Origin of the sequence: Micromonospora sp. NPDC005413, from assembly GCF_040606435.1 — a bacterium.
Lineage (GTDB): Bacteria > Actinomycetota > Actinomycetes > Mycobacteriales > Micromonosporaceae > Micromonospora.
In genome coordinates this window covers 1-12246 of the sequence record NZ_JBEXEV010000063.1, presented here as the reverse complement: position 1 = coordinate 12246, position 12246 = coordinate 1, and the positions used below count along the sequence as shown (strand labels likewise).

Sequence of the window (12246 nt, the reverse complement as noted above, 5' to 3'; positions counted from 1 at the left end):
GACGGCGGCACGCCCGCCCGCGCGGCGACCACGCACGGACGGCGGCACGCCCGCCCGCGCGGCGACCACGCACGGACGGCGGCACGCCCGCCCGCGCGGCGACCACGCGCGGACGGCGCATGATCAACACCATGTCGCGGAAGTGGGGGTATCCCGCCCGGCGGACACCCCTATGTCGCCGACCTGGTGTTGACCTTGGCATTCGAGCGTCGCCCCGGCGGCTTGGGCGGCATGACACGGGCAGTTTGGGGTAGTTCGGTCCCGACCCGGGCGGATGCGAGGTGTGTGATGGTCGGTTCCAGCCTGCCGAGGGGGCGCACCGTCGACGTGCCGGACGGCCGTTCCTCCACGCTCGCCGGCGTCCTGATCGGCGTCGCGATCATGGCTGCGGTGGACGAGATCGTCTTCCATCAGTTGCTGGCCTGGCACCACTTCTACGACCGGTCCACCCCGTCGGTGGCGCTGCTCTCGGACGGGCTGCTGCACGCCGCCGAGGTGATCGCCCTGGTCGGCGGGTTCTTCTGGTTCGCCGACCTGCGCCGGAGGGGCGCCCTGTCGGCCCGGCTGGCCTGGGGCGGTTTCCTGCTCGGCGCCGGAGGGTTCCAGCTCTTCGACGGGTTGATCGACCACAAGGTGCTCCGGGTGCACCAGATCCGCTACGGCGTACATCTGGTGCCGTACGACGTGGTGTGGAACGTGGCCGGCGCCGTCCTGCTGCTGGCCGGCGCCGCCGTGGTGTGGTGGGCCCGGCCCCCGACCCCGACCCGGACCCGGCCCCCGACCCCGACCCCGACCCCGACCCCGACCCCGACCCGGCCCCCGGCCCGGACCCGCCGGCCGGACGACGGCCCCCGGTGATGGCGGTCGCTGGCGGCCTATCGGGCTGGTCCGTGCCGTCGGTGTTCGGGCAGGGCGGGCACGTGGCGGACGGGTCGGGGTGGGCCGTGTCACCGGCTTTGGCGCACGGCGGGCACGTCGCGGATGGGCCGGGCTGGTTGCCGCTGCTCCCGGTCGTGTTGCTGGTGGGCGGCTATCTGCTGGCCGCCGTACGCGACCCGCGGGGCTGGGACCACCGCCGTACCGCAGCCTGGCTGGTCGGCTGCGCCCTGCTGGCGGTCGCCGTCGGGCCGCTGGGGCAACTCCCGGACGACCCGCGTGGGCACATGGCGCAGCATCTGCTGCTTGGCATGCTGGCCCCGCTCGGGCTGGTGCTCGGCGCCCCGGTGACGCTGCTGCTGCGGGTCGCCCCGCCGCCGGTACGCCGGGCGGTGGGCCGGCTGCTGCGCGCCCGCCCCCTGCACCTGCTCGCCCACCCGGTCACCGCCGCGCTGCTCAGCACCGGTGGGTTGGCGCTGGTGCTGCTCACCCCGCTGTACGCGGCGGCGGAGCGCCAACCCGCCCTGCACCACGCGCTGCACGTGCACTACCTGGCCGCCGGGTACCTCTTCGCCTGGTCACTGGCCGGTCCGGACCCGGCACCCCGACGCCCCGGGCTGGCCGTACGGGTCGGCGCGCTGATGGGCGCGGCGGCCGGCCACGCCGTGCTGGCCAAGTACCTGTACGCGCAAGCCGGAACCCTCCCGCCCGGCCTCACCGACCGAGACCCGGCGGCATTCCAGTCGGCCGCCCAACTCATGTACTACGGCGGCGACATCGCCGAGCTGCTGCTCGCCGTGGCCCTCTTCGCCACCTGGTACCACCGCCCCTTCCGGACGCGCCCACCCCGGTTGATCAAGAGGTTCGCGTCACCAAAGGACCGTTCTCTGACGCAAACCTCTTGATCAACTCGGAGGTGGGGTGGGCAGGGCGGTGCGGAGCTGGGTGAGGAAGGTGCGGGGTTCGAATTGGTTGTTCAGGGGGGTGTGGGTGGTGGGGTCCCTTTCTCTTGCGTCACTGCCAGGCGGTGAGGATCTCCTCGACCGGCTGGGCGTCCCGCTCCGGGTCCGGTGCCGGGGCCGGCCGGGCAGTCGGAGTCCGGTCGAAGCGGGGCGCCGGGGCTGGCTGGATCTCGCCGCCCACCTCCACGAAAGTGTCCCGGGCAGCGTTGTGCGGGTGCCGGTGCGCCTCGCCGGGGGCGAGCACTGGCGCGACGCAGGCGTCCAGGTCGGCGAAGACCTCCGTCCACTCGTCCCGGGTCCGTTCGGCGAACCGCTCGGTGAACCGACGGCGCAGTTCGTCCCAGCCGCTCGGGTCGTACTGGGCGGGTAGGTCCGGGTCGTCGGCGAGGTCGAGGCCGGTGAGCAGTACGGCGTAGAAGGCCGGTTCCATCGCGCCGACGGCCATGAATGCGCCGTCGGCGGTGCGGTACGTGTCGTAGAACGGTGCCCCGCCGTCGAACATGTTGCGCCCGCGCGGCGCGGCCCACAGGCCGGTGCCGAGCAGCCCGTGCAGGAATGAGGTGAGCAGCGCCGAACCGTCCACCATTGCCGCGTCGACCACCTGGCCGATGCCGGAGCGTTCCCGTTCCAGCAGTGCGGCCAGCACGCCGACGGCGAGCAGCATGCCGCCTCCGCCGAAGTCGCCGAGCAGGTTCATCGGCGCGTAGGGGCGCTCCCCGGCCCGACCCAGTGGCTCCAACGCCCCGGCGACCGCGATGTAGTCGATGTCGTGCCCGGCCCGGGCCGCCAGCGGGCCGTCCTGACCCCAGCCGGTCATCCGCGCGTACACCAGACGGGGGTTGCGGGCCTGGCAGACCTCGGGCCCGAAGCCGAGCCGCTCGGCCACCCCCGGCCGATACGCCTCGACCAGCACGTCCGCCCGCTCGACCAAGCGCAGCAGGTCCGCCACCCCGGCCGGGGATTTCAGGTCCAGCGTCGTGACCCGCCGGCCACGCTGCAACGGCCCGCCGGTCGGCGCGGCCAGCCGCCCCGCACCCGGTCCACCCGGCCGGTCCACCCGCACCACGTCCGCGCCGAGGTCGGCGAGCACCATGCAACCGAACGGTGCCGGGGCGAGGCTGGCCAACTCGACCACCCGCAGCCCGGCCAGCGGCCCACTGGACGCCGTCACGCGGCGCTCACCGGCGTGGCCTCGCTGTCCCTGGCCAAGATCGCGCTCGATCCAGGATGTAGTGGTGTGCGAAGCCATCTCATGCCACTAGATCCTTGATCGAGCACGATCATGCTGTCGGTCCGCACGGCGCGGTCGGCGACCCGCTCGGATCGGCCGCTGGCGGTTGTCATGCGGCGGCCGTCGCATCGGCGGACCGGGCGGCGGACGCGGCGAGCCGGTCGGCCAGGTCGGCGGGGGGCGTGAACCGGTCGCCGTACCGGTCGGCCAGTTCGGTGGCACGGGCCGCGAAGCCGGCCGGGCCGCCCGCGTACTGCCGGACGTAGCGGATCACCCCTCCCGTCCAGGCGGGGAAGCCGATGCCGAAGATCGAGCCGATGTTGGCGTCGGTCTCGGTCCGCAGCACGCCCTCGTCGAGGCAGCGCAGCGCGTCGAGCGCCTCGGCGAAGAGCATGCGCTCCTGCAGGTCGGTGAACGGCACGGCCCGGCCGGCGTCGGTGGTCAGGTCGGCGAGACCAGTCCACAATCGGCCCCGGGTGCCGTTGTCGTAGGAGTAGAAGCCGCGCCCGGCCGCGCGCCCCGGCCGGTCGTACGTGTCGACCAGCTCATCGACGAGCCGGTGTGCCGGCAGCGGCAGGAACTCGTCGCTGGCGGCCTCGAACTGGCGGCGGATCCGTTGGATCAGGGTGAGGCTCACCTCGTCGGCCAGCGCCAGCGGCCCGGTCGGGTAGCCGGCCTGGAGGGCGGCCTGCTCCACCGACGCGGCGGGTACACCCTCGGCGACCATGCCGACCGCCTCGTCGATGAACCGGCCGATGACCCGGCTGGTGAAGAAGCCCCGGCCGTCGTTGACCACGATCGGGGTCTTGCCGATCCGCCGGCCCAGGTCGAACGCCCGCGCCAGCGCGATGTCGCCGGTCCGCTCGCCGACCACGATCTCCAGCAGCGGCATCCGGTCCACGGGGGAGAAGAAGTGCATGCCGATGAAGTCGGCCGGTCGGTCCACGCCGGCGGCCAGCGCGGTGATCGGCAGGGTGGAGGTGTTGGAGGCGAGCAGGGCGTCCGGTGCCAGCACCGGCAGCACCTCGGCGAACACCGTCCGTTTGAGTTCCGGGTCCTCGAAGACGGCCTCGATCACCGCGTCGCAGCCGGCCAGCGCGTCCACCTGGTCGGTGGTGGTGATCCGGCCCAGCACGGCTCGGGCCTCGGCCTCCGTCGCGCGGCCCTTACGCACCTTGCGGGCAAGCAACCGCTCGACGTGGTCCCGGGCTCGACCGGCGGCCTCCGGCGTGACGTCCTTGACCACCACGTCGAGGCCGGCGCTGGCGCAGGCGTACGCGATGCCCGCGCCCATCATGCCGGCGCCGAGCACCGCCACCCGGCGCACCGGCGGGGCGTCCACGTCGGCCGGGCGGGCGGCACCACCGTTGACGGCCTTCAGGTCGAAGAAGAACGCACCGATCATGTTCTTGGCGACCTGCCCGGTGAGAAGGCCGATCAGGTGCCGGGTCTCCACGGTGAACGCGGTCTCCAGGTCGACCTGCGCGCCCTCGACGGCGGTGGCCAGGATCGCCTCAGGGGCGGGCAACCGGGCTCCCTTGAGCTGCTTGCGCAGGGTGGCTGGGAAGGCGGGCAGCTGTGCGGCCAACGAACGGCTGGCCGGGGTGCCGCCCGGCATCCGGTAGTCCGGCCGGTCCCACGGCTGCTTCGGGTGCGGGTTGGCCGCGATCCAGGCCCGCGCCTGGTCCAGCAGCTCCGCCGGGGTGGCCACCACCTCGTCGACCAGCCCGGCGGCCAGGGCGTCGGCCGGGCGCATCCGTCGGCCGGTGAGCAGCACAGTGGTCAGCGCCCCGGCGAGGCCGAGCATCCGTACGGTCCGGGTGACGCCGCCCGCACCGGGCAGCAGGCCCAGGGTCACCTCGGGCAGCCCGAGTCGGCTGCCGGGCGTGTCCAGCGCGATCCGGTGATGGCAGGCGAGCGCGATCTCCAGCCCGCCGCCGAGCGCGGAGCCGTTGACGGCGGCGACCACCGGCCGACCCAGCGTTTCCAGCCGGCGCAGGTCCCGCTTGATGGTGCCGAGCAGCTCGGTGAGCGCGGGCGCGTCGGCGCGGGTCGCCCGGACCATCTCCGGCAGGTCGCCACCGGCGAAGAAGGTGGACTTCGCGCTGGTCACGATGACTCCGGCGAGATCGGGCTCGGCCTCCAGCCGGTCGAGCACGGCGCTCATGGACGCGGCGTACGCCCGGTTCATGGTGTTGGCGGACTGGTCGGGGTCGTCCAGGGTGAGCGTGACGATGCCGTCGGCGCCGCGGTCGTACCGGATGGTGTTGGTCATGGTCGTCCTCCGGGTCAGCAGCGCTCGAGAACGGTGGCGACGCCCATACCGCCGCCGATGCAGAGGGTCACCACGGCGCGGCGCAGGTCGCGGCGCTCCAACTCGTCCAACGCCGTGCCGAGCAGCATCGCTCCGGTCGCGCCGAGCGGGTGGCCGAGAGCGATCGCGCCGCCGTTGACGTTCACGCGGTCCGGGTCCAGGCCCAGGTCACGGACGTACTTGAGTACCACCGCCGCGAACGCCTCGTTGATCTCGAACAGGTCGATGTCGTCGAGGGTCAGCCCGGCGACGGCGAGCGCCTTGTGGGTGGCCGGGATCGGGCCGGTCAACATCAGCGTCGGGTCGGCGCCGGTGACCGCCGCGCCGACGATCCGGGCGCGCGGGGTGAGGCCGAGGTCCCGGCCGACCTCCGCGGAACCGATCAGCACCAGCGCGGCGCCGTCCACGATGCCGGACGAGTTGCCGGCGTGGTGGACGTGCTCGATCGACTCCAGCCAGTGGAATTTCTGCAACGCGACCGCGTCGAAGCCGGCCGCCTCGCCCATCGTGGCGAAGGACGGCGTGAGCCGGGCCAGCGCCTCCCGGGTGGTCTCCGGGCGGGGGTGCTCGTCCACGGTGAGGATGTCCAGCCCGTTGCCGTCGCGGACCGGCACCACCGAGCGGGAGAAGTGACCACCGGCCCACGCCTTGGCGGCCCGCTCCTGCGACCGCAGCGCGTAGCCGTCCACATCGTCGCGGGTGAAGCCCTCCAGGGTGGCGATCAGGTCGGCGCTGACGCCCTGCGGCACGAACGACGTGGCCAACGCGGTCTGCGGGTCGGTGGCCCAGGCCGCGCCGTCGGCGCCCATCGGCACCCGGGACATCGACTCCACCCCGCCCGCGAGCAGCAGGTGCTCCCACCCGGAGCGGATCCGGGCGGCGGCGGAGTTGACCGCCTCCAACCCGGAGGCGCAGAACCGGTTGAGCTGCACCCCGCCCACCTGGTCGGGTAGCCCGGCCAGCAGCGCCGCTGCCCGCGCCAGGTCACCGCCCTGCTCCCCAACCGGGGTGACGATACCGAGCAGCAGATCTTCCAAACGGTCGACGTCCAGGTCGGGGTTGCGCTCACGCAGCGCGTCGATCAGGCCGACCACCAGGGAGATCGGCTTGACCCCGTGCAACGCGCCGGTGTCCCGGCCGCGTCCGCGCGGGGTGCGGACCGCGTCATAGACGTACGCCTCAGAGGGCACGGGCGATCAGCTCCTTCATGATCTCGTTGGTGCCGCCGTAGATCTTCTGGACGCGGGCGTCCGCGTACATCCGGGCGATCGGGTATTCCGTCGTGTAGCCGTAGCCGCCGAAGAGCTGCAGGCAGCGGTCGACGACCTCGCACTGGCCGTCGGTGAGCCACGACTTCGCCATCGCTGCGGTCGCCACGTCCAGGTCACCACGGTTGTGCCGGACGATGCAGTCGTCCAGGAAGACCCGGCTGACCCGGGCGCGGGTGGCGCACTCGGCGAGCACCATCCGGGTGTTCTGATGCCCCATCAGCGTCTTGCCGAAGGCGGTGCGCTCCTTGGCGTACGCGACGGTCAGCTCGACCGCGCGTTCCATGGCCGCGACCGCGCCAACCCCGATCACCAGTCGTTCCTGCGGAAGCTGCTGCATGAGCTGGATGAAGCCCAGCCCCTCGGCGCCGCCGAGCAGGTTGGCCGCCGGCACCCGGAACTCGTCGAAGAACAGCTCGGCGGTGTCGTTGGCGTGCAGCCCGATCTTGGACAGCAGTCGACCCCGGCGGAAGCCCTCCGGGTCGCCGCCAACCTCGCAGACCAGCAGCGAGACGCCGGCTGCCCGCTGCTCAGGGTCGGTCTTCACGGCCACGATGATCAAATCGGCGAGGCCGCCGTTGGTGATGAACGTCTTCGCGCCGGTGACCAGGTAGTCGTCACCGTCGCGGACCGCCCGGGTACGCATCGCCTGAAGATCGGAGCCGCCGTCCGGCTCGGTCATCGCGATCGCACCGACCAGCTCACCGCTGCACAGGCCGGGCAGCCAGCGCCGCTTCTGCTCCTCGCTGCCGTACGCCACCAGGTAACCGGTGACGATGCCACTGTGGACGGCCAGCCCGAGGCTGCTCTCCCCGGTGTACGCCTGCTCGTGCAGCAGCACCGCCTCGTGAGTGAACCCGCCGCCCCCGCCGCCGTACTCCTCCGGCACGGACAGGCCGAGCAACCCCAGCTCACCGGCGCGCCGGTAGTGCTCGCGGTCCGGATGCCCCTGCGCGAGCAGGCGGTCGGTGTGCGGCAGCACCTCCTTCGTGAAGAAGGTGCGGGCCAGTTCGGCCAGGTCGTCGTGCTCCGGCTCGCGCCAGGGCGAGGAGGAACCATCGGGCGTCGGCATGTGCACCACCCTCGCGCGCTGTTGGCGGCATGTCAATAAGTCGTGATCAGCCGCCGGGTGCAGGCTTTCGGCCCGTCCGCGAAGGGCAGGCGTCCGCGAAGGGCAGGCGTCCGCGAAGGGCAGGCGTCCGCGAAGGGCAGGCGTCCGCGGCCCGGCAGCGCTGCGCGGGACAGCCGGGCCTGCCTGGGGTACGACAGCACGAGGTCACGCACGGGCGCATCGTCGCCCGTGATCGAGGAGTGCGGGTGCTACTCGGCCTCGTCGCCGTCGGTGGGTCGCGGCGGGCGGTGTTCGGCGATCCAAGCCTCCACATCGGCGCGCAGCCAGACCGTGGTGCCGTGCAGCCGTTGGAACGGCGCGGGGAAGGTTGGGTAGCGGATGAGCTGACGCATGCGGGTCCGGCCTACGCCGAGCAGATCTTGCAGCTCGTGTGGACCGACCAGTGGACCCGGGATCTCACCCATCACCTGACCGTAGGACGATCAGGCATGCCTAACTAGGTCTACCTACTTGCGCAGTCCTTCCGAATGGGTGAGGGTGGACGTGTTGGTATGGCTGCGGCTCGGGCCGCTTGGGCAGCGATCGAGAGTGATGGGAGGTGCCCGATGGATCAGGCGACGGAGTTGGCGTGGCTGCGGGAGCGGGTCGGGGGATTGGAGACAGCGCTGCGCTCCGCACGGAGGGAGTTGTTCGACCTCCGATGCCGGTTGACGTTGATCGGCCGGGTGGTCCAGGACGTAGATCGGGTGCAGCGAGCGCCCGGAGTCGCCCTTGGCGCGATCAACGCGGCGCTCTACTCCGAGACGGCCAACATGCGGCATCTCGGCCGGCACCTCGTCCGACGCCGGCGCGGAGCCGAGTGATCAATTGATGAAAAGTAGGTAATAAGCGCTCCGCACGCCTACTTTTCATCAATTGATCAAGGTGGGGTGGAGAGTGCTGCCGTCCTGGGTCAGTCCGGCGCCGGCCGCTCAGCATTCGGCCGCTCCCAGACGCGCGAACTCGTCGAGGGAGACGATTTTCTGCACCTCGTTGTTGTTCACGATGTCGGTGGTCAGGACCGATCCGGGCTGCAGGCCGGCCAGTTCGGCGAGCCGGAAGGTCACCGAATGCGAGGTGAAGCTGCTGTTGCTGGCGACTCCATACATTCGAAAAGCCGCGTGCGGGTCAGTGGCCGGCTCAGGTGGGAAGCCCACCAGGCGCACGGTGGCCGGCGAGGTCGCGTCGCGTGGCACGGCATACTCTCGTCCCGGCCAGTAAGGCCAGTTCGCGGACGGTGTCGGCACAGCGGACGGGGCAGGCGAGGCCGAGTCGCTTTCAGCAAAGAGCACGGCAAGGTCCGGCGGCCGGTCCGCGCACCAGGCCAGAGCCGCGAGCGGCTGGCCGTCGGCGTCCATGGTCAGGCCGGTGATGCCTTTGATCGCAGGTGAGCACGAGGTCAACCCGGCCAGTACGAGCAGGGCGGCGGCCAGCGAAGCGACGATCCGCCGCATCTTCGTCAGCATCTGAACGGCCACGCTTCGACGATCGCAGCGCCGCGTCAACCTTTGACCTCGGCCCGGTCACAGGCTCATGACGATCAATGCGCTCATCTGCCTGCCGATGAGCAGTGAATGCGCAACGGCCCCGCCTGCCGCGCCGAAGCCGACGCCGTGAGCTGCCGATAGGGTCGGGCAGATGAGTGTCGAGACGGCTCCGCGCCGCCGCCGTTTGGAGCCGGACGCCCGGCGCGGGCAGATCCTGGCCTGCGCGGTCCGGCTGTTCGGCGAGCGCCCGTACCCGGATGTGTCGACCACCGACATCGCACGCGAGGCCGGTGTCGCTCGCGGCCTGGTCAACCACTACTTCGGTGCCAAGAAGGACCTCTACCTGGAGGTCGTCCGGGTCATGGTGACCATCCCGGAGGTCGCGCTGGAACGGCTGCCCAAGGGTGACCTGCGTACCCGGGTCGACGCCAGCGTCACCTGGTTCCTCGACGTGGTGTCCCGGCACAGCACCTCCTGGCTGGCGGCCGTCACCGCGCGGGGGATGGGCGGCGACGCCGACGTGGAGCGGGTCCTCGCCGAGGCCGAGGAGGTCGCCGCCGACCGGATGCTGGTCGCCGTCGGGCTGGCCGACGAGGCGGAGCACCACGAGGAGTTGCGCGGGATGGTCCGGGCGTACTGCGGGCTGGCGACGTCGACCGCCCGGGAGTGGCTCCAGCGCGGCGCGCTCACCCGCGCCCAGGTGCACCTGCTGCTCACCACCACGCTGCTGACCATCGTCGAACAGGTCATCCCGCAGGTCATCGCCAGCGGCGTCGCAACGGAGACGGCCGGGCCCGCTCAGCCGATCTCCTCCTGATCAGCCGATCTCCTCCTGATCAGCCGATCTCCCCCTGATCAGCCGATCTCCCCCTGATCAGGCGGCCCGACGGTCGGCGGCCTGTCCGGTGCGTGCGGCCTGTCCGGTGCGTGCGGCCTGTCCGGTACGTGCCGCCGGGGCGGCGTGGCGGTCGGCGGCCTGCGCCGGGTACGCCTCGGAGCGGACCACCCGCAACGGCCGGTCCACCTCATCGGCCCCGAACCGCCAGCGTGACGGTGCCGGCTGCCGCTGCGGCGCGGGCCCACCGGGGCGCAACCCGAGCCGGGACAGCAGCACGGTGATCAGGTAGCCGACCACCAGGAACCCATGGCTGACCAGGCGCTCCCCGGCCACGGAGCCGGTGGCCAGGTCGTTGACGGAGAGCAGCAGCAACGTGCCGACGAACGCGCTGAGCATCGGCAGGAGACCGGCGGGCGGGCTGCGGCGTACCGCCACGAAGAGGAAGCCGGCGCCCACCGCCACGTTCCAGGCGGCCGACTCGTGCCACAGGTGCTGGCCGGCGGGGTGCAGGTGATCGGCGGTCGCGCCCCGGCCCACCTGGGCCAGCCCGAGCACCAACTGCACCGCGCCGAGCAACCCGAGCGCCCCGCGCAGCCCGGCCACCAGCCGGCCACGTCCGGCCACGCGCCGCCACCACGACCGGCGGGCCGGCGCCGCCGCGGTGGCGGCCAGGATCGCCTCGGTCCGGTCGGGCACCTCGGTGACCAATCGGGTACGAACCCGACGGGTCACCGCCGCCGCCGCCGTGAACCAGGCCCGGCATTCGGCACACCCGTCGAGGTGCCCCTGCACCGCCGTCAGTTCGGCGGCGGTCTCCTCCCCGTCCAACTGCGCGGACAGGACCTCCCGCCACTGCTCACACCCCATGTACCGGTAGTCGCTCCGACGGTCGCTCCGGTTCCCGGCGACCGTGGCCTGTTGTGGAATACTCGCCGGATCATGACGCGTTACGGCCTGCTCATCCTGCCCGCCACCAACCGGGTGTACGCCCGCTCCGCAGTCGACCTCACCCGGGCCGAGCTGGAGATCTTCGGGCGATCGACGCTCGACGGCCAGATCGGCGAGCTGGACACCGAGGTCGTCGGTGGGGCCTCCTACGTCACCTTCACCGGTGACGGGTTGACCGAGCGGGACCTGGCCGTCCTGGGCAACCTCTCCGCGGGGTACGCGCTGTTCGAGATCGTCGGTGAGCTGCTTCGGCCGATCGAGTGGAGCCGGCTGGACCGCTACGACGACGACCTGCTCACCATCCAGAAGTACCCGGGCAAGACCAACGAGCAGTTCACCAAGCTGCTGCTCAACGTCACCCTGCTCGCCTCGGACTGGGCCGGTGAGCTGACCAGCCGGCGGTTCCGGGTGCTCGACCCGCTCTGCGGTCGGGGCACCACCCTCAACCAGGCGCTGATGTACGGCTTCGACGCCGCCGGGGTGGAGCGCGACCAGAAGGACGTCGAGGCGTACCGGGCGTTCATCACCACGTGGCTGAAGCAGAAGCGGGTCAAGCACCGGGTGCTGGAATCGGGGCCGGTGCGGCGGGAGCGCAAGGTGGTCGGCCGGCGGGTGCGGATCGAGTTGGCGCCGACCCGCGAGGAACAGAAGGCGGGCCAGACGCAACTACTGGACGTGGTCAACGCCGACACCACCCGCTCGGGGGAGTTCTTCCGCCCCGAGACCGTCGACCTGGTCGTCGCGGACGCCCCGTACGGCGTGCAGCACGGCAGTCGTACGGCCGAGCACGGGCTGACCCGCGATCCGCTGGCGTTGCTCGCGGACGCCGCGCCGGTCTGGGCGCGGCTGCTGCGTCCCGGCGGGGCGCTCGGTATCTCCTGGAACACCCACGTCGCCAGCCGCGAGGACGCGGGGGCTGCGCTGGCCAACGCCGGCCTGACCGTGGTCGACGCGGAGCCCTACCTGGCGCTGCGCCACCGGGTCGACCAGTCGATCATGCGCGACGTCCTAGTAGCCCGCCGCCCAGCCTGACCCCGCCCCGCCCCGCCCCACCCCGCCACCCCGCCCCGCCACCCCACCCCGCCCCGCGCCGCCGCACCCCGCCCCGCGCCGGGCGCCGCCGCGCCGTCTCGTCCCGCCTTGCGTCGCCCCGCGCCGCGCCGCCTCGCCCCGCGCCGCGCCGCCTCGCCCCGCGCCGCGCCGCCTCGCCC

Annotated in this window: 12 protein-coding genes; 5 read left to right on the top strand and 7 right to left on the bottom strand. The window is 72.4% G+C overall.

Translation table 11 applies throughout. The features are described 5' to 3' along the window. Positions 1-288 precede the first annotated feature (288 nt). Both ABZS37_RS32195 and ABZS37_RS32190 read left to right on the top strand, forming a co-directional pair. A complete protein-coding gene (locus ABZS37_RS32195) occupies positions 289-858 on the top strand; it encodes a DUF2243 domain-containing protein (protein WP_355175292.1) in 570 nt (189 codons plus the stop codon). 86 nt (positions 859-944) lie between these two features. Continuing rightward, positions 945-1781, top strand: a complete 837-nt coding sequence (locus tag ABZS37_RS32190; protein ID WP_355175290.1) for a cytochrome c oxidase assembly protein — start codon at positions 945-947, stop codon at positions 1779-1781. Positions 1782-1890: 109 nt separating this feature from the next. Here ABZS37_RS32190 and ABZS37_RS32185 read toward each other — a convergent pair whose 3' ends face one another. From ABZS37_RS32185 to ABZS37_RS32165, 5 genes are all read right to left on the bottom strand, one after another. Next, positions 1891-3009 carry a CaiB/BaiF CoA-transferase family protein gene (locus tag ABZS37_RS32185; protein ID WP_355175288.1) on the bottom strand — a complete coding sequence of 373 codons (1119 nt, stop codon included), beginning with the start codon at positions 3007-3009 and terminating at the stop codon, positions 1891-1893. A 169-nt stretch (positions 3010-3178) separates the two neighbouring features. Beyond that, the gene (locus tag ABZS37_RS32180; protein WP_355175286.1) at positions 3179-5344 is read right to left on the bottom strand and encodes a 3-hydroxyacyl-CoA dehydrogenase NAD-binding domain-containing protein; all 2166 of its coding nucleotides are present in this window, start codon (positions 5342-5344) and stop codon (positions 3179-3181) included. A gap of 14 nt (positions 5345-5358) precedes the next feature. Continuing rightward, on the bottom strand, positions 5359-6573 hold the full coding sequence (locus tag ABZS37_RS32175; RefSeq protein ID WP_355175284.1) for an acetyl-CoA C-acetyltransferase: 1215 nt from the start codon (positions 6571-6573) through the stop codon (positions 5359-5361). Beyond that, entirely contained in the window at positions 6563-7723 is a 1161-nt protein-coding gene (locus ABZS37_RS32170; protein WP_355175282.1) for an acyl-CoA dehydrogenase family protein, read from the bottom strand. Before ABZS37_RS32170 ends, ABZS37_RS32175 begins: the two co-directional genes overlap by 11 nt. A 248-nt stretch (positions 7724-7971) precedes the next feature. After that, positions 7972-8187 carry a hypothetical protein gene (locus tag ABZS37_RS32165; protein WP_355175280.1) on the bottom strand — a complete coding sequence of 72 codons (216 nt, stop codon included), beginning with the start codon at positions 8185-8187 and terminating at the stop codon, positions 7972-7974. Between the two features lie 141 nt (positions 8188-8328). Here ABZS37_RS32165 and ABZS37_RS32160 point away from each other — a divergent pair, with 141 nt between their 5' ends. After that, on the top strand, positions 8329-8586 hold the full coding sequence (locus tag ABZS37_RS32160) for a hypothetical protein (protein WP_355175278.1): 258 nt from the start codon (positions 8329-8331) through the stop codon (positions 8584-8586). Positions 8587-8694: 108 nt separating this feature from the next. On the opposite strand, the gene ABZS37_RS32155 is transcribed toward ABZS37_RS32160, so the two are convergent. Further along, positions 8695-9240 (bottom strand): hypothetical protein, encoded by a 546-nt coding sequence (locus tag ABZS37_RS32155; protein WP_355175276.1) that lies wholly within the window; start codon positions 9238-9240, stop codon positions 8695-8697. 160 nt (positions 9241-9400) lie between these two features. Between ABZS37_RS32155 and ABZS37_RS32150 the strand changes: the two genes are divergently transcribed. Beyond that, positions 9401-10066: a TetR/AcrR family transcriptional regulator gene (locus tag ABZS37_RS32150; RefSeq protein WP_355175274.1), complete on the top strand. Its 666-nt coding sequence runs from the start codon at positions 9401-9403 to the stop codon at positions 10064-10066. Between the two features lie 57 nt (positions 10067-10123). Here ABZS37_RS32150 and ABZS37_RS32145 read toward each other — a convergent pair whose 3' ends face one another. Beyond that, the gene (locus ABZS37_RS32145; RefSeq protein ID WP_355175272.1) at positions 10124-10954 is read right to left on the bottom strand and encodes a zf-HC2 domain-containing protein; all 831 of its coding nucleotides are present in this window, start codon (positions 10952-10954) and stop codon (positions 10124-10126) included. 72 nt (positions 10955-11026) lie between these two features. On the opposite strand from ABZS37_RS32145, the gene ABZS37_RS32140 reads away from it, so the two are divergent. After that, on the top strand, positions 11027-12067 hold the full coding sequence (locus ABZS37_RS32140) for an SAM-dependent methyltransferase (protein ID WP_355175270.1): 1041 nt from the start codon (positions 11027-11029) through the stop codon (positions 12065-12067). The last annotated feature ends 179 nt before the right edge of the window (positions 12068-12246 follow it).

What these genes read in the sequence shown, in the direction of transcription:
- ABZS37_RS32160 (WP_355175278.1), top strand. Translation starts at nt 8,329, where the DNA reads ATGGATCAGGCGACGGAGTTGGCGTGGCTGCGGGAGCGGGTCGGGGGA.
- ABZS37_RS32150 (WP_355175274.1), top strand. Translation starts at nt 9,401, where the DNA reads ATGAGTGTCGAGACGGCTCCGCGCCGCCGCCGTTTGGAGCCGGACGCC.
- ABZS37_RS32180 (WP_355175286.1), bottom strand. Translation starts at nt 5,344, where the DNA reads ATGACCAACACCATCCGGTACGACCGCGGCGCCGACGGCATCGTCACG.
- ABZS37_RS32170 (WP_355175282.1), bottom strand. Translation starts at nt 7,723, where the DNA reads ATGCCGACGCCCGATGGTTCCTCCTCGCCCTGGCGCGAGCCGGAGCAC.
- ABZS37_RS32140 (WP_355175270.1), top strand. Translation starts at nt 11,027, where the DNA reads ATGACGCGTTACGGCCTGCTCATCCTGCCCGCCACCAACCGGGTGTAC.
- ABZS37_RS32165 (WP_355175280.1), bottom strand. Translation starts at nt 8,187, where the DNA reads ATGGGTGAGATCCCGGGTCCACTGGTCGGTCCACACGAGCTGCAAGAT.
- ABZS37_RS32145 (WP_355175272.1), bottom strand. Translation starts at nt 10,954, where the DNA reads ATGGGGTGTGAGCAGTGGCGGGAGGTCCTGTCCGCGCAGTTGGACGGG.
- ABZS37_RS32195 (WP_355175292.1), top strand. Translation starts at nt 289, where the DNA reads ATGGTCGGTTCCAGCCTGCCGAGGGGGCGCACCGTCGACGTGCCGGAC.